This window comes from Pseudomonas indica NBRC 103045 (assembly GCF_002091635.1).
Lineage (GTDB): Bacteria > Pseudomonadota > Gammaproteobacteria > Pseudomonadales > Pseudomonadaceae > Pseudomonas_M > Pseudomonas_M indica.
Map to the genome: position 1 here is coordinate 1 of NZ_BDAC01000002.1, position 21,335 is coordinate 21,335.

Annotated in this window: 10 protein-coding genes and 1 pseudogene; 2 read left to right on the forward strand and 9 right to left on the reverse strand. The window is 64.7% G+C overall.

What is annotated here, in order from left to right:
• The 5 genes from PIN01S_RS02620 to PIN01S_RS02640 form a co-directional block, all read right to left on the reverse strand.
• The coding region (locus PIN01S_RS02620) for a non-ribosomal peptide synthetase (RefSeq protein WP_139809696.1) at positions 1-5,307 on the reverse strand (5,307 nt) is incomplete at its 3' end.
• 53 nt (positions 5,308-5,360) lie between these two features.
• On the reverse strand, positions 5,361-8,495 hold the full coding sequence (locus tag PIN01S_RS02625; protein WP_169715776.1) for a non-ribosomal peptide synthetase: 3,135 nt from the start codon (positions 8,493-8,495) through the stop codon (positions 5,361-5,363).
• A gap of 40 nt (positions 8,496-8,535) precedes the next feature.
• A complete protein-coding gene (locus tag PIN01S_RS02630; protein WP_084333589.1) occupies positions 8,536-9,588 on the reverse strand; it encodes a TauD/TfdA family dioxygenase in 1,053 nt (350 codons plus the stop codon).
• Between the two features lie 15 nt (positions 9,589-9,603).
• Positions 9,604-11,058 (reverse strand): condensation domain-containing protein, encoded by a 1,455-nt coding sequence (locus PIN01S_RS02635; RefSeq protein ID WP_084333590.1) that lies wholly within the window; start codon positions 11,056-11,058, stop codon positions 9,604-9,606.
• Between the two features lie 8 nt (positions 11,059-11,066).
• A complete protein-coding gene (locus PIN01S_RS02640; RefSeq protein WP_084333591.1) occupies positions 11,067-12,065 on the reverse strand; it encodes a TauD/TfdA family dioxygenase in 999 nt (332 codons plus the stop codon).
• Between the two features lie 418 nt (positions 12,066-12,483).
• On the opposite strand from PIN01S_RS02640, the gene PIN01S_RS02645 reads away from it, so the two are divergent.
• Positions 12,484-14,568, forward strand: a complete 2,085-nt coding sequence (locus PIN01S_RS02645; protein WP_084333592.1) for a TonB-dependent receptor — start codon at positions 12,484-12,486, stop codon at positions 14,566-14,568.
• 121 nt (positions 14,569-14,689) lie between these two features.
• Positions 14,690-16,105 (forward strand): diaminobutyrate--2-oxoglutarate transaminase, encoded by a 1,416-nt coding sequence (locus PIN01S_RS02650; RefSeq protein ID WP_425287677.1) that lies wholly within the window; start codon positions 14,690-14,692, stop codon positions 16,103-16,105.
• A gap of 516 nt (positions 16,106-16,621) precedes the next feature.
• On the opposite strand, the gene PIN01S_RS02655 is transcribed toward PIN01S_RS02650, so the two are convergent.
• The 4 genes and pseudogenes from PIN01S_RS02655 to PIN01S_RS02670 all read right to left on the reverse strand — a co-directional run bounded on the left by PIN01S_RS02655 (position 16,622) and on the right by PIN01S_RS02670 (position 21,267).
• Complete coding sequence (locus tag PIN01S_RS02655) at positions 16,622-18,175, reverse strand: BCCT family transporter (protein WP_084333594.1); 1,554 nt, start codon at positions 18,173-18,175, stop codon at positions 16,622-16,624.
• A gap of 216 nt (positions 18,176-18,391) precedes the next feature.
• The gene (locus tag PIN01S_RS02660; protein ID WP_084333960.1) at positions 18,392-19,681 is read right to left on the reverse strand and encodes an MFS transporter; all 1,290 of its coding nucleotides are present in this window, start codon (positions 19,679-19,681) and stop codon (positions 18,392-18,394) included.
• A 121-nt stretch (positions 19,682-19,802) separates the two neighbouring features.
• A pseudogene (locus tag PIN01S_RS27520) lies at positions 19,803-20,042 on the reverse strand (EutQ-related cupin domain-containing protein); the annotation flags it as partial.
• A 193-nt stretch (positions 20,043-20,235) separates the two neighbouring features.
• A complete protein-coding gene (locus PIN01S_RS02670; RefSeq protein ID WP_084333595.1) occupies positions 20,236-21,267 on the reverse strand; it encodes a GlxA family transcriptional regulator in 1,032 nt (343 codons plus the stop codon).
• Positions 21,268-21,335: the final 68 nt, after the last annotated feature.

Sequence of the window (21,335 nt, forward strand, 5' to 3'; positions counted from 1 at the left end):
TTCGCGCTGGATCAGCTCCACCAGATAACCGCTGTCCTGATGCCCGCCGGGGCGAGCCAGCACCAGGCAGGCGCCGGTGATCAGCGGCCAGAAGAATTCCCATACCGACACGTCGAAGCCGTAGGGGGTCTTTTGCAGCACACGGTCGCCAGCACCGATGGGGAAAGCCGCCTGCATCCAGTGCAGACGGTTCATCAGTGCACCGTGCTCGTTCAATACACCTTTGGGTTGGCCGGTGGAACCGGAGGTGTAGAGCACGTAGAGCAGGTCGCCGGGCTGGTTAGCCACAAGACGAACCTCGCCGAGCGTATCGGGCAACGGCTGGTCCAAACACCAGCTCGGCCGCGTCTCGGGCAGGCGCTCGCGCCATTGGCTATGGGTCAGTACCAGCGGGCAGGCGGCATCTTCCAGCAGGAAGGCCAGGCGCGCCGGCGGCAGGTGCGGATCGAGCGGCAGATAAGCGGCACCGGCCTTGACGATGCCCAGCAGGGCCACCACCAGCTCGACGCTGCGCTCCAGGCACACCGCGACCACCTGTTCGCGGCCAATGCCCTGGGCAGCCAGGGCCTGCGCCAGGCGGTCGGCGCGCCGATGCAGGTCGGCGTAGCTGAGGGTTTCGTTCTCGAACACCAGCGCCGGCGCTTCGGGGCTGTGCTGCGCCTGGAGGGCCAGGGCCTCGCCCAGGGTCGCCGGGCCGGGGTAATGCCGCTCGGTGGCGTTCCACTCCTGCACGGTGCGCTGCCACTCCTGCGCGTCGAGCAGGCGGTGCTCGCTCAGCGGTCGCTCGGGCGCGTCCAACATGGCCTCGAACAGTTGCACGAAACGCTGCAGCCAGCGCTCGGCGGTGGCCTGCTCGAACAGGTCGTGGGCGTACATCAGGTTGAGTTCGATGGGCCCCTGCGGCGGCGTGACGATATGGCATTCCAGATCGTATTGCGAATGGCTCAGCGGCGTGTCCAGCACCTCGAAGTCGAGGCCCGGGAAGCGCACGCGGCGCTCCATCGGTAGTTGCTGCGCGACCATCACCTGGAACAGTGGCGCGTGGCTGAGGCGGCGCGGCAGCGCCAGGTGGTCGACCAGTCGCTCGAAGGGCAGGTCCTGGTGGCGCTGGGCGTCGAGCAGCGTGTTGCTGACCTGGCGGGCCAGCTCGGCGAAGCTCGGCTGGCCGTGTAAACGCACGCGCACCGGCAGGTTGTTGAGCAGGATGCCGAGCAGCGCCTGGGTTTCCGCACGGTCGCGATTGGACACCGGGGTGCCGAGGATCAGATCGTCCTGGCCGCTCATGCGTTGCAGGAAACCGGCGAAGGCGGCGAACGCCAAGCTATAGGTGGACTGCTGCAGACTCGCTGCGAGGCTGCGGGCGCGCTCGCTGGCCTGCGGCGAAAGATGCGCGGCGAGCATGCCGGCGCGGTTCGACTGGGTGGCCGGGCGCGGGCGGTCGGTGGGCAGTTCCAGCAGGTAGTCGCTGTCGTCGCGGGCCAATTGCGTCTGCCAGTAGTCCAGATGCGGTTGCAACGCTGCCGGTTGCAGGCGCTGCTGCTGCCACAGGCTGTAGTCGGCGTACTGGATCGGCAGCGGCGCCAACTGCGGGGTCTGGCCAGCGTGCAGGGCGGCATAGAGCTGGGTCAGCTCGCGCAGGGCGAGGGTGGCCGACCAGGCATCGGAGACCAGATGATGCAGGGTGATGGCCAGCACATGCTGACGCGCGTCCAGGCGTAGCAGGCGCGCCCGCAGCAGCGGCGGGGTGGTCAGGTCGAAGGGGTGGGCGAACCAGTCTTGCAGCTCGGCCTGTACGGCATCGTCGCCGGTATCTTCGAGGTCGGTCAGCGGCAGCTCGAAGCTCAGCGCTTCGACGATGCACTGGTAGGGCTGGCCATGGTCGCTGGGGAAGGCGGTGCGCAGTACCTCGTGGCGCTCGAGCAGCCACTGGAAGCTGGCGCGCAGGGCCTCGACGTCCAGGTCGCCGCTCAGGCGCAGGGCGAAGGGGATGTTGAAATGGGCGCTGCCGGGGTTCAGCTGTTCGACGAACCACAGACGCTGCTGGGCGAACGACAGCGGCAGGCGCTCGGGGCGCGGCGGCGCGACGATGCGTTCGGCCTGCGCCTGTTCGCTGCCGGGGGCACTCAGCTGCCGGTCGATGGCCTGGGCCAACTGACGCACGCTGGGGCACTCGAACAGGGTCTTGAGCGGCAGCTCAACGGCGAAGGCGGCGCGAATGCGCGACAGCATCTGGGTGGCCAGCAGCGAATGGCCGCCGAGGGCGAAGAAGCTGTCGGTGACGCCGAAGCGCTCCAGCGCCAGGATGTCCTGCCAGATGCCATGCAGGGTTTGTTCGGTTTCGCTGGCCGGCGCAACGACCTCGCCGGCCGCCACGCTCCAGTCCAGTTCACGCTGGGCCAGGCGCTTGCGGTCGACCTTGCCGTTGGCGTTGAGCGGCAGGGCGTCGAGTTCGATCAGGTGCTGCGGCACCATGTAGGCCGGCAGTTGGCCGCCCAGGGCCAGCTTCAGTGCCGCCGCGTCGCTGGCGGCGGCCTCGCGGGCGACCCAGTAGCCCACCAGTTGCGCGTCGCCGCGGATGTCCCGATGCACCACCACCGCGGCGGCTTTCACGGCCGGGTGTTGCTGCAGCCTGGCCTCGATCTCGCCGAGTTCGATGCGGTGGCCGCGAATCTTCACCTGCTGGTCGCGGCGGCCAAGGAATTCGATCACCCCATCGGCGCGGTAACGGCCCAGGTCGCCGGTGCGGTAGAAACGCGCGCCGGGACGCAGGGGATGCTCGACGAAAGCCGCGCGAGTGCGTTCGGCGTCGTGCAAATAGCCGCGGCCGACGCCGACGCCGGCCACGCAGATTTCGCCGGGCACGCCCACCGGCAGCGGACGCAGGGCGTCGTCGAGCACGTACAGCTCGGTATTCGGCGTCGGCCGGCCGATGGGCATGGCCTGCGCCTGTTCGTCGGATGGCGCGGCGATGGCATGGAAGGCCACGTCATCGGCGCATTCCGCCGGGCCGTAGGCGTTCATCAGCGGTACGTGGGCGAAACGGGTGAACCAGTCGCGGCACAGGGCCGGCGGCAGCGCCTCGCCGGTCGGCAGCAGCCAGCGCAGGGCGCCGAGGTCGGTGGCCGGCGTACTGGCGGCCAGCACACCGCGGATCATCGCCGGCACCGCTTCCCACAGCGTCAGCCGCTCGTCCTGCAGAGCCTGCAGCAGGCGCTCGGGGTCCTGGCTGACGGTATCCGGCAGGATGTGCACGGTGGCGCCGACCAGCGGCGCGGCGAGCAACTGCCAGACCGAGATATCGAAGGCCACCGAAGCGGTCTGGGCGATGCGGTCGTGCTCGCCGAGGCCGAGGGTCGGCACCTTGCCGAAGATGTTGTTGAGCATGCCGCGCTGTTCCACCAGGGCGCCCTTGGGCGTGCCGGTGGAGCCGGAGGTGAAGATCACGTAGGCCAGGTCGTCGGCCGAGCCGCGCGGCGCGATGGCCGGCGCCGCGCCGTGCAGCCAGAGCGGTTCGATACCGACGCGTTGCGGCGCTGCGGCGCCGAGGCGGGCGCACAGCTCGCCGGCCAGCGCGCACTGGCTGTCGCCGATCAGCATCAGCGGCGCCTGGCTCAGTTCGAGGATTTCCGCCAGGCGCTGCGCCGGGTGCTTGACCTCCAGCGGCAGGTAGCAGGCGCCGGCCTTGAAGATGGCGATCAACGCGGTGAGGTGGGCCAGGCCGCGCTCGGCGAGCAGGGCCACGGTGCGGTCGGGCCCGGCGCCGGCTTCGATCAGCGTGGCGGCGAGGCGGCTGGCGCGGGCGTCCAGTTCGGCATAGCTGAGCGTCTCGCCCGCGCAGACCACGGCGGCCTTGTCAGGCTGGCGCGCCACCTGTTCGGCGAACAGGCTGGCGTAGGTGCGATCCAGAGGGAAGGGTTGCTGCGTGCGGTTCCAGTCCACCAGCAGCAGTTGGCGTTCCTGCTCGCTCAGCATCTGCAGCGAGGCGAGGCTGGCGTCGGGCTCGGCGAGGATGCCGACGACGATCTGGCGCAGGTGGCCGAGCAGGCGCTCGATGCTGTCGCGGGCGAAGCGCCGGCGGTCGTAGGAGATGCGCACGGCCAGGCGCTCGCCCGGCATGACCACCACGGTGAGGCCGTAGTGGGTGTGCACGCTGTGTTCCATGTCGTCGAGGTTGAAGCTCAGCTCGCCGCTGAACAGTTTGTCGTCGATGGGCGCGTTCTCGTAGACCAGGATGCTGTCGAACAGCTCCTCGCCGCGCGGGAAATCGCTCCAGCCCTGGATGTCCACCAGGGCGCTGTGCTCGAACTCACGCAGCGCCAGGTTGTGGCGCTGCAGCGCCTGCAGCCAGGACGTGCGGTCTTGCTGCTCGTCGATGCGCACGCGCAGCGGCAGGGTGTTGATGAACAGTCCGATCATCTCCTCGACGCCGGCCAGTTGCGGCGGGCGACCGGACACGGTGACGCCGAAGAGCACGTCGCGCAGGCCGCTGTAACGCGACAGCAGCAGGGCCCAGGCACCCTGGAACAGCGTATTGGGAGTGATCCGCCGGGTCTGGCAGAAGGCGGTCAGCTCGCGGGTCTGGCGCGCGTCGAAACGGATCTGGCTGTCGTCGACCAGCACCGCTTCGCGGTACTGGCTCTGCCGGGTGTGGCGCTCGATCACCAGTGGCGTCGGTGCGTCCAAGCCCTGCAGTTGCTCCTGCCAGAACGCCTGCGCCTCGGGCAGGCTTTGCTGCTGCAGCCAGGCGATGTAGTCGCGGTAGGGGCGCGGCTTGCGCATGCTCGGCGTACGGCCCTGGCGCAGGGCGGCGTAGGCGTCGATGAAGTCCACCATGATCAGCGAGATGCACCAGGCGTCCATCAGGATGTGGTGGAAGCTGCGGATCATCTCGTGCCGCCCTGCGCCCAGGCGCACCAGGCGCACGCGGATCAGCGGCGGCTTGGCCAGGTTGAAGCCGTTGCGTTGCTCCTGTTCCAGCAGCGCCTGGATATGCGCTTCCTGCTGCTCGGGAGCGAGGCCTTCCAGGTCGATGAATTCGACCGGATCGCCGACTTCACGATGCACCACTTGCAACGGCTGTTTCTGGGTCTTCCAGAGGAAACTGGTGCGCAGCGCCGGGTGGGCGGCGATCACCTGCCGCCAGGCCTCGAGGAACGCCTTCACCGACAGGTCGCCGCCGATGCGGTAGCGATCCTGCATCAGGTAGACCCCGGATTCCTGGTGCAGCAGGCTCTGGAACAGCATGCCCTGCTGCAACGGGGAAAGGGGGTAGACGTCTTCGAGGTGGTGTGCGGTCTTGTTCGTCATCCGGGTGACCTTTTTTATGAATGGGTGAGGGGGCGGCAAGGCAGGGCCCCGGTTCAGTCGGTCGCGTTGAGCTCCGCCAGCAGGTCGCCGAAGGCTTCGTCGTCGAGCGCGGCCAGGGGGAAGTCCGCAGCCGTGCGAGCCGTCCTGGCGTCCTCGGGGGCGGCGGCGCAGACCGCAGGCGCTTCGCTCGCGGGCACGCCACGGGTGGCGACCTGGGCCATGCGCTCGATGGTTTCGCTCTCGAAGATCTGCTTGGCGCTGAGGCGGATGCCTTGCTGGTTGGCGCGCGAGACGATCTGCAGGCTGAGGATCGAGTCGCCGCCGATCTGGAAGAAGTTGTCCTGCACACCGATGCGCTCGCGCTTGAGCACCTGCTGGCAGATGTCCGCCAGGGCTGCCTCCAGTTCGTTGCGCGGCGCGACGTAGGCGGCGCTGGCGGCGACCAGCCGATCCGGGTCGGGTAGGGCGTTGAGGTCGAGCTTGCCGTTGGGCGTGTGCGGCAGGGCCGCGAGGTGGACGAAGGCCGCCGGCACCATGTAGCTCGGTAGGCGGTCGTGGAGGAAGCTGCTCAACGCCTGGGCCTCGGGCACGTAGCCGTGGCGATCGGTGAAGTAGGCGATCAGGCGCGCGCTGCCTTCGTGCTGCTGGGCGACCACCACCGCCTCACGCACTTCGGAATGGCTCTGCAGCACGCGTTCGATCTCGCCGCGCTCGACGCGGTGACCACGGATCTTGATCTGCTGGTCGCGGCGGCCGAGGAAGTCCAGGCGGCCGTCGACGCGGCGCCGGGCGAGGTCGCCGGTGCGGTACAGGCGCTGGCCTTGAGCGATGTGCGGGTAATGCACGAAGGCGCTGGCGGTCTGCTCGGGCAGGTCCAGGTAGCCGCTGGCCAGGGTCGGCCCGCCGAGGTGGATCTCGCCGGGTTCGCCGATGGCGGCCGGCTGGCCGTGTTCGTTCAGTAGCCACAGGCCCATGCCGGGAATCGGCCGGCCGATGCTGATCGCGCGTTCGTCGGGCGCCGCGTCGCTGAGCACCTCGGCGGTAGCCCAGACGGTGGCTTCGGTCGGCCCGTATTCGTTGACCAATTGCGCCTGCGCTGCCTTGCCGCGGTGCTTGTCCAGCACGCGTGGCGTGCAGGGTTCGCCGGCCACGATCCAGGTGCGCAGGTGGGCCAGGGTGGCAGGGGGAGAGTAGTCCAGCAGCGTCTCGTACAGCGACGGCAGCGACAGGCCGTGACTGACCCGATGGCGCTCGATCAGGCCGCCCAGCACCTCCAGGTCGAGCTCTTCGCCGCTGGCCGGCAGCACCAGCAGGCCGCCCTGGCACAGCGTCCAGTAGATGCCGGCCACCGAGCTGTCGAAGGACAGCGACGAGAGCAGCAGGTAGGCCCGCACCGGCTCGCGGTAGAAGGCCATGCGTACCTGGGTCGAGCGGCTCAGGGCGGCGTGGCTGATCGGCACGCCCTTGGGCTGGCCGGAGGAGCCGGAGGTGTAGATCAGGTAGGCGGTCTGTTCGCCGGCCACGCTCGGCAGCGCCATGTTGGCGTCCGCGACTTCGCCAACGGCGTCCAGCAGCAGGGTCGGCACGTTGCTGGCGACGCTGTCTTGCAGCTCGGAGGTGCTGAGCAGCAGGCGCGCCGCGCTGTTGGCGAGCATGTAGCTCAGGCGTTCGTCCGGATAGGCCGGGTCGAGGGGTAGGTAAGCCGCGCCCACTTTCAATGCGGCCAGCATGGCGACGATGGCCTGGCGCTCGCGACGCATGAGGATGCCGACCACATCGCCGGCCTGTACGCCCTCGACGCGCAGGCGCCGGGCCAGGGCATCGACCTGTGCGAGCAGTTCGCCGTAGCCGGTCACGCCGCTGCCGTCGGCCAGCGCCGGGGCATCGGGATTGGCCAGGGCACGCTCCTCGATCAGCGCGAGCACGCCGACGTCGCGCACTTCTACCGGGGCGATGCCGGCCCGCAACTCCTGTTCCTGGCGCGGGCCGAGCAGGGGCAGAGCGCCGAGCGCCTGGCCGTCCGCGCACAGGCCCTGCAGCAACAGCGTCCATTGCTCCTCGAGGCAGGCGATGGCATTGGCATCGAAGCGCGCTTGGTCGTAGGCCAGGCGCAGTTCCAGCGTCGCGTCAATGATCGTGCGGCATTCCAGGCCGAGGGCGAACGGCGCGTTGAAGCCGCTGGCGGCGACCGCGGTGCCCAATTGCGCGGGCAGATCGAGTTCGCGCCAAGCGAAATAGAGGGCACAGGCTTGTGCACTGTCGTAGTGATCGCGCCAGCCCCTGGCCTGGCGCAGGGGGCCGAGGAGCGCCGTGGCCTGGGGCGCCAGCGGCGCCTGCAGGTCGACCTCGGCCTGTACCGGCAGAAATTGTTCGAACAACCCCAGGGCCTGTTCCAGCCCTTCGCCACGGCCGCTGTCGTGCCAGCCAAGCTGGATGCGCTGTTGGCCGCTGAGCCGCGCCAGCAGCACGCACCAGGCGGCGAACAGCAATTCGTCCAGCCTCAGCCCGGCCTGCGTGGCCACCCGTTGCAGTTCGGAGCGTGGCGGTACGCCACCCAGCTCGCGCAGGGCGGGCTGGCAATTCGCGGCGCTGGCCGCCTGCAGCCCGTGCAGCTCGAGGGGGGCGTTTTCCGTGCGCGCCTGCTGCCAGAAACGCACGGCCTGGCTGTCGGCTTCGTCTTCCAGCAAGCCGTTCTTCCACTCCGCGTAATCGACGTATTGCAGGCGCTCCTCGACAGGCGCGCCAAGCAGCTCGGCGGCAATCAACGCCAGGCTGGCGAGGTCCAGGGCGTTGGCCGCGCCCTCCAGGCACAGCAGCCAGCGCTCCTCGGCGATCCGGACGTCGCGTACCGAGAGCACGCTGCCCGGCGCCAATGTGGCTTCGGCCAGACGAGCATCGCGCTGAGCCACATCGAAGCCGCGCCAGTCTTCGGCGGCGAAGGTAACGCGCGGCTGGTCCTCGATCACCTGGATCGGCAGGGCCATGCCGGGCACGGCGTGTAGCGCGGTGCGCAGGATTTCCTCGCGCTGGGCCAGGTCGCTCAGGCGCGCCTCGATCTCGGCGGTCGAGGGGGCCCGGGCTACATCGATGACCAGCCGGCTGCCGGCGTGGCTTGGCGCCCCGTGTTGGGCGTCGCGCCAGGCCCGGGCCTGTTGTGGAGAGATGCGAAATCCTGTCAGAGCCGACATGGCGTTTCCTCGTGAACGAAGGTGAAAAGGAAGAGGCGTATCAGAGCTGTACGTCGCTGCCGGCGGTGGCTTCGGCCATGCCGGTGTAGATCTTGCGCGGGCCGCCGTAGGGCTCGCGGCCATGCACCGCGAGCATGTTGTCGAGCAGCAGCACATCGCCGCGTTGCCAGCGGAACTTCACCAGAGAATCCAGGTAGGCGGCACGCAGCGTTTCCAGGACGTCCTGCTCGATGGGGCTACCGTCGCCGTAGAAGGTGTTGGTCGGCAGGTCCATTGGCGAGAAACCGGCGCCGAGCGAGTCGCGGATGGCGGCGGGCAGGGTGCTGACGTGGAAGAAGGTGCCGTGGTTGAACCAGACCTCCTCGCCGGTACGCGGATGGCGGGCCAGTGCGGCGCCGACCTGGCGGGTGCGCAGGCGGTTGTCGTCCTTCCACTCCACCTCGATCCCCACGGAGGCGCAGTAGGCCGCCACCTCGGCGCGGTCGTCGGTCTGGAACACCGACGGCCAGGGCAGGCCGAAGCCGTCGCCGTAGTTGCGCACGTAGAGAATTTTCTTGCGCCGAAAGGTCTCGACGATCTCCGCCGGAATCAGCGACTTGACCCGGCGCACCGAGCCGATGGGCGTCTCGCCGCCGGTTTCCGACGGCTGATGGCAATAGAAGAACAGCCGCAGCGGGAAGCGCGGCGAGTAGGAGTGCTCGTTGTGCGGGAAGATCACCTGGTCGGCCGGATAATCCGTCGAGGTATAGATGTTGCCGCCCACCCGGGTACGCGGCGAGGCGCGGAACATGTACTCCAGCGCACCAGACGACAGCGAACCGATGACGGCGTTGAAATGCTCGACCGATCGCACGTCGAAGCCACGGAACAGAATGGCGCCATGCTGCAGCAGCTTCTGCTCCAGCGCGTCGCGGTTCTGCGCGGCCCATTGCACCAGATCGACGCCGGCCAGGTTCGGTTCGACCAGCCAGGGCAGGTCCCAGGCCGAGTCCAGCAGGCGCTCGCTGACGATGCTCTGCTGCGAGAGCACGATGGGTTTGCGGCGGGCTGCGCCGGCGACGGGGCGGTTGCCGGACGGAGGAATGGCGGTCATGCGGGCTCCTTGTCGCTACAGGCTGACGGCACGGCGCGGGGTGGTACCCAGGCGTGCGCGTCCTTGATCGTTGAGGGCGTGCTGTTGCCGCTGCAGGTGGGTCTGGTCCCAGCTCTGCAGCCGCTCGCGCAGGGTGCTGAGCGGCAGATCGAGCAGATCGTCGAGCTGGCGCAGCAGGTCCTGCCAGAGACTGGCGAAGCGCGCGATCTCATCGGGGCTGAACAGCCGGCGGTCGTATTCCAGGGTGGCTTCGATGCTGGCGTGGCGGTGCATCAGGTCGAGCACCAGGTCGAAGCCGGCCAGGTCCTGGATCACTTGGGTGCTGACGAGGCGGGCCGCGCCGAGCGCATCGATGCTGAAGCGGTCGCGCTGGTAGTTGAACTTGGCCTGGAACAGCGGCGAGCGGTCGGCCTTGCGCTGTGGCGCCAACTGGGACACCAGCAGGTCGAAGGGCAACTGGCGGTGGGCATGAGCCAGGCGGATGGCCTGGCGGGTGCGCGCCAGCAGTTCGCCAAGGCTCAGGTCGTCCTCCAGCTCGCACTTGAGGGTGAGCTGGTTGACGAAGAAGCCGAAGATGTCCTGCAGTTCCGGCAGGTCGCGGCCGTGCACATCGGTACCGATGAGGAAGCGGCGCTGCCCGCTGAGATAGTGCAGCCACAACTGGAACAGCCCGGTCAGCGTCACGAACAGCGGCAGACGCAGGCGTCGCGACGCCCGCTTGAGGTGCTCGACCTGCTGCTCGGGGATGATGAAATGATGCCGGCCGCCCTGCGCCGGCCCCTCGCGGCGCACCCGCCGGGCGAACTCCAGTTGCAGCGGCATACCGGCCAGGTGGTCGCGCCAGAACGCGGTCTCGCTCTCGATCAACTCGGCGGTCACGTAGCCGGGCTCCCAGGCCGCGAAGTCGGCGTACTGCAGGCGGCCGGGCAGCGGGGCGCCGGGTTCCTGGGTGGCGTAGTAGTGAGCGAGGTCTTGCAGGAGGATTTCGCCTGAACGGCCGTCGAAGGCGATGTGGTGGAGGGTGACGACCAGTTCTTGTTCGCTGCCGCCGAGGTCGAGCAGGGCGGCGCGCATCACCGGGCCGGCCTCCAGATCGAACGGGGTGATCTGTTCGTCGTGCAGCAGGCGGTCGCGGGCGCGGCGGCGCTCATCCGCAGGCAGGCCGCGCAGGTCCAGGGGCTTCACCTCGATGGATTGCCGCTCGGCGAGCCATTGCTCGGGGCCTGTCGCCGTGGTGCGGTAGCAGGCACGCAGGACCGAATGGCGCAGGCATAGCGCATCCAGCGCGTGCTTGAGCCGATCCGCCTGCACGCGGGGCCCTTCGAGCGCCATGCAGATCAGGATGTTGTGCTGGGCGCGCCCGGGCTCCAACTGGTGGAGGAACCACAGGCGGCTCTGGGCGAAGGACTGGCGAACGCGGCGGGCGGCCGCCTCGCCCAACGGCAGCAGGGGCGAAAAAGGCTTTTCCATGTCCGCTCCTAGGCCATCGCCACGATGACCTTGCGGTCGCCGCTGAACGGGTTGCGGCCATGGGCGACCAGCAGGTTGTCGAGCATCAGCACGTCGCCGGCCTGCCAGGGGAAAGCCACGCAGGTGTCGGCGTAGACCGCGCGAATGGCATCCAGCGTGGCATCCGGGATCGGCGTGCCGTCGCCGAAGTAGACATTGCGCGGCAGCTGCGCCTCGCCGACCGCTGCGAGCAGGGCCTGGCGCAGGTCCTGCGCCATGGCGGAGATATGGAACAGGTGCGCCTGGTTGAACCACACCCATTCCTGAGTGGCCGGATGCCGGACGGCCGCCTGGCATAGCTGGCGGGTGCTCAGCTCGCCATCGACGGACCAGCTCCAGTCGATGCCCTGGGCCCGGCAGTACTGCTCGACCTTGCTCCGCTCGTCGGTGTTGAACACCTGCTGCCAGGGCACGTCGAGCGCGCTGCTGTAGTTGCGCACGTAGAGCAACCCCTTGGCGATGAATTCCTCGCGAATGGCCGGATCGATCGCCCGATACACCAGGCGGCTGTCGGCGATGGGGGTTTCTCCGCCGGTCTGACTCGCCGTCATGCAGTGGAACCAGATGCGCGACGGCCATTGGCGCGTGTAGGACTGTTCGTTGTGCAGGGGGATGCTCTGGTGCGCGGGGTATTCGGTGGAACTGTAGACGCCGGCGAACACCTTGCTGCGCGGTGTCGAGCCGAACTCGTAGGTGCCCAGCGGCATGCCGAAGCTAGCGGCGAAGCGCTTGAAGTCCAGCGGCGTCGGCACTTTGAAATTGCGGAACAGGACGCCGCCGGTCGTACCCAGCGCATCCAGGGCAATCGCCCGGACCTCGTCGCTCAGCGTATGAATCGACTGCCGCTGCTGGCTATCGATGAGGAGGGGGAGAGGCTGGCCGTCCAGCAAGGGGGCGATAACGCAGCCGTCTTGCTCTACGGGCAAAAGGCGGGTGGCAGCCGTGCTCACTTCGGCAGCTTGATTCATGTTCGGGGTTTCCTTGCGACGGAGCGGGGTGGGGCGATCGGCCGGGAATGCAGGGGAAGGGGAGTGGAAACGCAGGAGGGTGTAGCTGTGCTTGTCCGGTTTTGAACAACCACAGCAGTGCGTTCGGCGACCCGAGCCGTAGTTGTCGTGCGTCCGTAAAAACGTTGAGCCATGGCCATTCCCTCCAGCCAAGAGATCTGCATCAGACGTCATGCCTGCTGGCTAATTGCCGCAGGCAAGACCGCTCTGCATGAGCTGAAACCAAATGATAATCACTCTCGGAAAGATTGCAAATTATCTTGTAATCAATAATATTTCGCAGCTGTGAGCTTCTGGTCTCTTTGCCGAAGCTCGGGGGAGGGCGTGAGCGATCGATTCGTTCCGAGTGAAGACAAATGGCGTAGGAGCCGAGGGGTAGATGAATAATTTCAAGAAGAACACGCTGGCGTTGGCAGTTGCGTCCGGCCTGATGGCCGCGACTGCCGCGCTGGCAGCCGAGGAAGCCAAGAAAGAGGAAGCGCTGCAGCTCAAAGAGGCGGTCGTCACGGGCGAGAAGATTCAGCGCAGTGAAGATAGAACGCTGTCCAGCGTCGCAGTGGTAACCAGCGAGGACATCCGCATTCACGGCGACCAGGACCTGCAGGGCGTGCTGGATCGCACTCCCGGCGTATACGCCCAGTCGGGTAACGAGAACTGGGGTATCCGCGGCATTCCGGTAAGTGGCTTCGACGACCAAGGGCCCGCTGCCATGAACGGCGCCGTATCCGTCTATGTAGACGATGCGTTGCAGGTCAACCGTCTACTGACCCTCAATCCGCTGCCGCTCTGGGATATGGAGCAGGTGGAAATCTACCGCGGTGCCCAATCGACCACTCAGGGGCGTAACTCCCTGGCCGGCGCCATCATCATGCGCACCAAGAATCCGACTTTCGATCCGGAATTCTCCGTCCGCAGCAATGTCGGCAAGTATGGCGAGCGGGGCGCGTCGGCGGTGGCCAACGGCTCGCTGGTCGACGGCGTGATGGCCGCCAGGCTGGCCGTCGATTACCAGACCGCCGATGGCTACATCGAGAACGAGACGCTGGACATGGACGCCAACCAGCTGCGTTCGTCCAACGTCCGCGGCAAGCTCCTCATCCTGCCGTCCGACGACCTGGATGTTCTGCTCACCTTCGCCCGCACCAAGCAACGCAGCGGGGTCAACGCCGTGGCCGCGACCAACGGCAGACCGGACTACTACAGCGTCTTCGAGAACACCGAGACCCACAATACCCTGGACCAGGACACGGCGACCGCCAAGCTGGACTATCGCCTGGACGATTTCTGGACGCTGACCAGCGTGACCTCTGGAACCTGGTCCGAATATCACTCGATCCTCGATTTCGACCGCCTTCCAAATAGAACCCAGACTGCTCCCCGCCACCATGAGCAGACCCTGGCCAGCCAGGAGCTGCGCCTGGGATATTCGTCTGATCGGGTAACCGGCGTCATGGGTGTTTACCTGGGGCATTTCACCGGCGATATCGACGATCAACTGGTCAACAATGGCACCGTGCTGTTGGATCAGCAGGGAGATACCGAGATCAATAGCCAGGCGGTGTTTGGTGAGCTCAATTGGGAGTTCGTTGATGGCTGGCAACTGATCACGGGCTTGCGCTGGGATCATGAGAAGAACACCACCAAGATCGAGTACCCCACCGACGTGCTGGGCATCGCTACCGATCCTTCGGCGGACGAAGACATCAGCTCCAGCGTACTGCTGCCGAAGATCGGTATCAGCTATGACCTGACCGATAATCAGGTGCTTGGCCTGACCTGGCAGCGTGGCTATCGCAGTGGTGGGGTAAACGTCCGGACTCGCGCACGACACGAGACCTATGATCCGGAATTCACCAGCACCTACGAGCTGGCTTGGCGCGGCAATTGGCTGGACAAGCGCCTGCGGACCAGCGCCAACCTGTACCACACCACTTGGAAAGACCAGCAGGTGTCCTTCCTCAATCTCAGCGACAACACCGTGCAGGTGGCCAATGCCGCCGAAAGCCGCATGATCGGCCTGGAGTTCTCAGCCGAGTACCTGGTGACCTCGCAGCTGCTGGTGAACGCCGGCTTCGCCTACAACGACACCAAGTACGAAGACTTCGTGCGTGATGGTGTCGACCTCAGCGGCCGCGAGTTCGTTTTCGCGCCGAAGAAAATGGCCAATGTCGGCGTCAACTACACCTTCGATAGCGGCTTGATGATTGGTGGCGACGTTGTTTACCAAGGCAACAGCATCTCCAACTTCGACACGAACTCCGCACGTGAGGTGACCGGCGAGCGGCGCAACGACAGCGTCACGCTGGTGAACCTGAATGCCGAGTACCCCATCGGCAACCTGACCCTCAGCGGCTACGTGCGCAACCTGTTCGACGAGGAATACATCACCAACAACCAGAGCGACAGCCTGGTGGACGTCGGCGCGCCGATGACCCTTGGCGTGGCCGCTCGCTACGACTTCTGAGGAAGACTGGCGGCGGCATGGCGATGCTGCCGCCAGGAATTGAACACGGTTCGTTGTCTTGTCCCGCCGGTCCTGGGCGGGTGCTGTCAGAGAACGCGCTATTGGGTAATGCGAGGATGCAATCATGAGTGTGATCAACCCGACAACGAACACCAAAATCGATTTTCAGCGCCGACATACGGGACTCAGCGAGAGTTACTGCCTGGACACCACGCCCGTTCTTCAGCGCCAGATGGCGCAAGAGTCGAATGCCCGCAGTTACCCACGGCGCATTCCCTTGGAGCTCAAGCGTGCCCGGGGAGTCTACGTCGAAGACTCGCGAGGGCAGGTGTACATAGACTGCCTGGCGGGAGCCGGCACCTTGGCGCTGGGGCACAACCACCCGGTGGTAATAGAAGCGATCCAACGAGCCCTTAGCTCGGAGGTTCCTCTACATACGCTCGATTTGAGTACACCGATCAAGGACGCCTTCGTCCAAACGCTATTCGATTTGTTGCCAGGCGACTTCGCCAGAAATGCCCGGATCCAATTCTGCGGACCCAGTGGCGCGGACGCGGTCGAGGCGGCAATCAAATTATCCCGCACGGCGACGGGCCAGCAGACCGTCCTGGCGTTTCATGGTGCCTACCATGGGATGACCCTCGGCACGCTCTCGCTCAGCGGCAACCTCGGTCCGAAGAAATCGCTGGGCGGGTTACTGGCGGGTGTCCAATTCCTGCCTTATCCGTATGGCTACCGTTGCCCCTTTGGCCTGTCCGGGGAACAGTCGATCGACGCCAGCCTCCATTACATCCGCCATATGCTGAGCGATCCCGAAAGCGGCATCACCCAGCCTGCGGCCATGATTCTCGAAACGGTCCAGGGGGAGGGTGGGGTGATTCCTGCCCCAGACCGTTGGCTACAGGGTCTCCGCAGCATCACGAAGGAACATGGCATTCCCCTGATCCTCGATGAGATTCAATGTGGCATCGGCCGTACGGGGGATATCTTCGCGTTTGAAAGCAGTGGGATCACACCCGATGTCCTGACGCTGTCCAAGGCTATCGGCGGTGGTTTGCCGCTTTCCGTGGTGGTCTACCAAGGAGAGCTGGATCAGTGGCAGCCCGGCGCGCATGCCGGCACGTTCCGAGGCAACCAATTGGCTATGGCGGCAGGGAACGCCACGCTACGGTTCATCCAGCAGGAGCAGTTGACGAACCATGTGCGCAGCGTAGGCAGCCAACTGCATCGCTCGCTGCTGGGGCTGCAGGCCGAGTTCGACTGGATCGGTGATGTCCGTGGTCGGGGCTTGATGCTGGGTATGGAAATCGTGAACCCGACGAGTTTCGATTCCCTGGGGCGTCCTGCAGCAGACGGCGACAGAGCACGCAAGCTCCAACGTGCCTGCCTGGAACGCGGGCTGATTGTGGAGCTGGGAGGACGACATGGCGCAACCGTGAGATTCCTGCCACCACTGATCATCAGTGAAGCGGAAGTCGAGCATGTCGGGCAGATTCTTTATGAAGCAGCTCAAGCTGTTAATGGGCTCTCCAACTGATGACGAGAGCGGATGCGCTCTGACTCAGTTGCAGTGATTTGCATATGGTTGCAGCAGGTTGGGCTGCCACCTGGTTCGAGCACTGCAGATTCTAAAGGGGACATGCGACTCCGATTGGAATCTGCAGTGCTCGTTTGAATCTCTGGTTCAGATCACTGACTGCTCAGGTGGGGAGGACTATGGGGTATATCATGGGATATGCAATTTAACATAATATACATTATGCGAACCTTAATGGGTTGAGACGGTGACAGTCAACCGGCACTTCAAACCCAGCATCTTTAAGCTGCTTCGGTTGTTTCGGCTTCAATGCCAGCCGCCGTACCGCTCTCGTAGGAGCCAGCTCTGCTGGCGAAGCTCTGTTTCATGTGGGCGAATAAATTCGCCCCTACATGCATAGTTCGAGAAAACGTCTTTCCTTCCCCACCAATTTCCTTCCACAAAGCAAATCGCCCCTGTGCAGCAACAGATTGCTGACACAGAGGCGATTTATCGCGGGCTATTGGCGATTGCAGATCAGCCGCGGCAATCCTTGATCAGCGCCTTGACCAGCCCAATCATGAGCAACAGCATCAAGCCCATGAACGGTAGGCCCATGGCGATGGTCCCCGCCTGGATACCCTTGAGCGCGGTATCACCGCCAACCACGAAAAGCGTGATCGTTACCAGGCCGATCATCACCAGCCAGAGCACGCGCTGAGGGGGCAAGGTTTCGGTATCGCCGCCGGCGGACAGGTTGTCGACTACCAGGGCACCGGAATCCACTGACGTGACCATGAAGATCACCAGCAGTACCACGACCAGCAGCGAGGCAATGCCGCCCATCGGCAATACATCGAGGAATTGGAAGATGGCCATGCTGACATCGGTCAAACCTGCCGCCAGCGGGCTGCTCCCTCCTGTGATCTGGGCAATGGCGCCGCCACCGAATGCGGCAAACCAGAGCACGGTGACGATGGTCGGCGCCAGCATCACCATCAGGACCATCTGCCGCAGGGTACGCCCGCGCGATACACGCGCCACGAATATCCCTACCAGCGGCCCCCAGGTGCACCACCAGGCCCAATAGAACACCGTCCAGCCCTGAAGCCAGTCCTGGTCCGGACGATCGATCCAGTTGCTCAGCGGCAGGAAGAATTGCACGTAGTCGGACGCTGCATTGAAAGCGCCGAAGAAGAACTGCAGCAGGCCAATACCGACGACGACCAGCAGGAACAAGCCCAAGGCCAAGGCCATATTGATGTTGCTCAGCAACTTGACCCCGGCATCCAGGCCCCGCCACAAGGAGAACGCCGCTATTCCGGTCACTGCGACAATGAACAGCAACTGGAAGGCAAAGGTGTTCGGAATACCCAGGACATGACTGATGCCGGCGGTCGCCTGCATGGCACCGAGACCGAGGGATGCGGACAGGCCGAAGACGGTCAGGACCACGGTGAACACATCGACCAATTGTCCGGGCAGACCTTTATGAGCATCGCCGATCAAGGGTTTCAGACCGGAACTCAGGGAAAGCGGCAGGCCTTTATTGTAGGAAAAGTAACCGACGACCAAGGCACTGGTCAGATAGATTGCCCAAGGGTGAAAGCCCCAGTGGAAGACGGTTGCTCCCAGCGCCATATCCGCGGCTTGCGGTGTATTGGGTAATACGGCAAGGGGTGTTTTCCACCAGCCGGTATATTGCGCGACGGGCTCGGCGACGCCCCAATACAGGAGCCCTACTCCCATACCGGCCGCAAACATCATGGAAAACCAGGAAAGCGTGCTGAATTCGGGTTTGGCATTCTCTCCGCCTAAACGAATCTTGCCCAGTGGCGAAAAAGCCACCCCTGCGCAGAACAGAACGGCCATGTTCCCCATGATCATGATGAACCAGTCGAAGTTCGTCAGGACCCAGCCTTTCACACCTTCCAGCGCCTGGCCGAAAAAGGCCGGATTACTCAGTGCCAATAGAACCAGGGCAAAGATGGAGAAGAACGAAACCGGAAATATGACGCGATGAAAATTCAAACCCATTATTCGGATATTGAATTCCTGGCCGATAGAGCTTTCTGCGGCTACAGGCTTCATGCAGGGCACCTCGTTTTTTTTGTAATGTATTTAAATCCACAGATCTTTGACGCGCCGGATGGCTGAAAACATCCGGCTTTAAAAATTGCGGACATCCCGATAGTCCAATTGGGTCCTTTTCCCGGAGAACCCTTTGGTTTCAGGATTCATGACTTTTTCGTCTTTTCTAGACATGACTGATAAAGCCCCTCCTCCACTTGAATAATGAGGTCATGGTCATACGGTTCTTTCGCACCCCTCCGAGATCGATGGATCGTGCGGGAATGGCGGCGAGCAGGACGGCGCGGTAGCCGTTGGCTCGATTACCGTCGCCAGATTGGCGCAGGCCAGACCGTTGGGTGTGGCTTGGTGATGCAGCGGCGCACCCGGTTGGTTATGCGCTCCGCTGACACACTTTTGGCTGACTGACGCCGCCAGCACGGCGGCGATGGCTGCAAAGAAGTAGTACAGGCTGGCGGCACCGAACCACTCCATCAAGGCACCGGCCAGCAGCGGGCCGATACAGGCACCGACACCGAAGGTCGCCAGCAACAGGCCCGCCAGCGATACCCGCAGTTGCGCTTCGATATTGTCGTTGGCCAGGGCCACGCCGAGGGGATACAGGCAGAACTGCAGGAAACCTATGCAGGCGCTGAACAGCAACAAGGCATCGAACGGCAATCCCTGAAAGATACCCAGTGGCAGGCTGGCCAGGACAAGCAGCACGGCCATCCCGCGAATCAGGCTGGCACGGGGCAAACGGTCGGAGAGCCAGCCCAGGGGGAGCTGGGCGAGCAGGCCCGCGGCGATGGCCAGGGCCATGAACTGCCCTACTTCGCGTGTACCCAGTCCTTGCCGGCTGGCATAGATCGAGGCCAGCCCATAGAAGCAGCCGGTGGTCATTCCCGATACCAGCACGGTCATCAGCGACTGCGGAATCCGCCGCACGAACAACCGGATATCGATCGGCTCAGGGCGCAACGCAGCAGGATGTGCGCTGCGTGTGAGTGCTACGGGCACCTGGCTCAGGGCGAAGGCAATGGCTACGCCGAGCAACGCATGGATACCGAGATCGGCGTCGATGCTCAGGGCCAACTGGCCCAACGTCATGCCGATATAGACAGCGACCATGTAGATACCCAACACCCTCCCCCGTTGATCGCTCTGCGCTCGATCGTTGAGCCAGCTCTCCACCACCATCATCTGACACATCATCGCCAACCCCACCAGCGCCCGCAGCAACAGCCAGAGCGGCAGCGCGTCGCTGAAGGCATGGAGCAACACAGCCGCACAGATCATCCCGGAGCTGGCGACGTAGGTACGGATATGCCCGACTCGCTCGATCAGCAACTGACCGATCCTGCCGCCCAGCACCATGCCCGAGGCATGGGCCGCCATCAGTGCGCCGGCCCAGAATTCGGCGACGCCATTGGCCGTCAGGCGCAATGCGAGATAGGTCATCAACAAGGTCGAGCCAAGCTGTGTCAGCAGGCTGGCCATGTAGAGAGCGCCAAAGGCACGGGTCAATCCGAACAACGGACCACCTCCCGGCCACCCACCGCGCCCGCTTGCAGAGCGGCAATCACGCTCATGCGACCACGCCAGGCCATGCCGTTGCCTCCGGTCACCTGGGTGGCCACTGTTCCGGTTCTCCGTTGGCCTGCACGTCGAAGCAGCCCTGGATGACGAAGCTCACCTCGTCGTAAAGCAGCGTCCAAGACACTTCGGCGCCCTCCCAACGGGCGAATCCAATACCGATGCTCGGCGATGCCCATCACTGTCGCCCGAGCCACGAAGGCAGTTCCGGAGGGCTGCCGCGAGGTGTGAAATCCAGGTCATGGTGATTGATCAGCAACGCCGGTCCTTTGCTGGAAACGACCTGGGTCATATCTCACTCCGACTGTTCCAGGTCGCCCAGGCGAATCTGCGACACACGCCAGATGGAGAAAAGGATCGGTGTCCACTGCCAGCCGCCGTTGTCGCCGGAAGGCACGACGCATAGATCAGAGGGAGGTGCTTTTCCCGTATGCCGCTTTCGCGGGTCACGAACCTGCCGTGACCGTTTCGCGCTGGCGTTGTGTTCAGCCGGGGGCGTGCGAACGGAATTGCCGGGGAGTGATACCGAACAGGCTGCGGAAGCGTCGGTAAAAGTGGGACGCCGTGACGAATCCGCTCGCGACGGACACCTCGGCGATAGGCTTGTTGGTGTGTTGCAGCAACTGGCGCGCGTAGGTCAGGCGCAGCTCCAGGTAGTATCGCGTCGGTGTCGCGTTCACGTGATGGCAGAACTGGCGTTCGAGCTGCCGGCGGGAAATACCCACGTACCGGGCAATCTCGCTCACCTCGATGGGCTCTTCGATATTGCTGTGCATGAGTTCCAGCGCCGCCTTGAGCGTCGACGGCAGGGTTGGGTCGAGATCGATGGACACGACGGAAACATCGACGATGTCGCGCATCTTGTCGCAGTTCAGGACCTCTTCCACCGCATTGACCAACTCCTGACCTGCAATCGCACGAACCACTTCCAGCATCATGCCCAGCGAACTGTTCGCCCCCGCACAACTGATGCGGGTACGGTCGAGCACATAAGAACGACGCGTAATATTCACGCCCGGGAACAGCTCGGACATCATCGCCCGCCCATCCGGGTGGAACGCGCAGTCATAGCCATCCAGCAGCCCCGCCTCGGCGAGGAAGTAGCTTCCGTTCCAGAGGCCGCCGAGAATGGCTCCCGCCGCATCCGCCGAGCGCAACTTCGAGCGCAGCACCGGATCGCCTTCGAGACGCACGCGAAAGCCGCCGCACACCACGATGATGTCCTGCTCCTTTTCCTTGAGTTCGGCGAGGGAACAGTCGGTGGAAATGGCGATACCCAGGTCGCTGACAACCAGATTATCCCTGCCCCCGACGACCCGAATCTCGAATAGCGGAGCGGAGCTCATGAGATTGGCCGTGACGAGCGCATCCACCGCCCCCGTGAAGGCCATCATCGAGAAGTTTTCCCGCAGGACGAACGCAACCCGGCGCACCGACACCGTGAGACCGGCTCGCCGGGCTTTTTCCAGATGAGCCAGGTTCTTCAGCTTCAACACACTTTCGAAAGACGATTCCATCTCGTTGCTCATTGGTCAGCGTGGTCCCTTCAGCATGGCAGAGGCGGTTCGGCGGTGCGTCCCCCTCG

Bases quoted from the DNA above. Each gene is read 5' to 3' on its own strand.
- PIN01S_RS02635 (WP_084333590.1), bottom strand. From the start codon at position 11,058: ATGGAAAAGCCTTTTTCGCCCCTGCTGCCGTTGGGCGAGGCGGCCGCC.
- PIN01S_RS02645 (WP_084333592.1), top strand. From the start codon at position 12,484: ATGAATAATTTCAAGAAGAACACGCTGGCGTTGGCAGTTGCGTCCGGC.
- PIN01S_RS02670 (WP_084333595.1), bottom strand. From the start codon at position 21,267: ATGGAATCGTCTTTCGAAAGTGTGTTGAAGCTGAAGAACCTGGCTCAT.
- PIN01S_RS02655 (WP_084333594.1), bottom strand. From the start codon at position 18,175: ATGAAGCCTGTAGCCGCAGAAAGCTCTATCGGCCAGGAATTCAATATC.
- PIN01S_RS02630 (WP_084333589.1), bottom strand. From the start codon at position 9,588: ATGACCGCCATTCCTCCGTCCGGCAACCGCCCCGTCGCCGGCGCAGCC.
- PIN01S_RS02625 (WP_169715776.1), bottom strand. From the start codon at position 8,495: ATGTCGGCTCTGACAGGATTTCGCATCTCTCCACAACAGGCCCGGGCC.
- PIN01S_RS02640 (WP_084333591.1), bottom strand. From the start codon at position 12,065: ATGAATCAAGCTGCCGAAGTGAGCACGGCTGCCACCCGCCTTTTGCCC.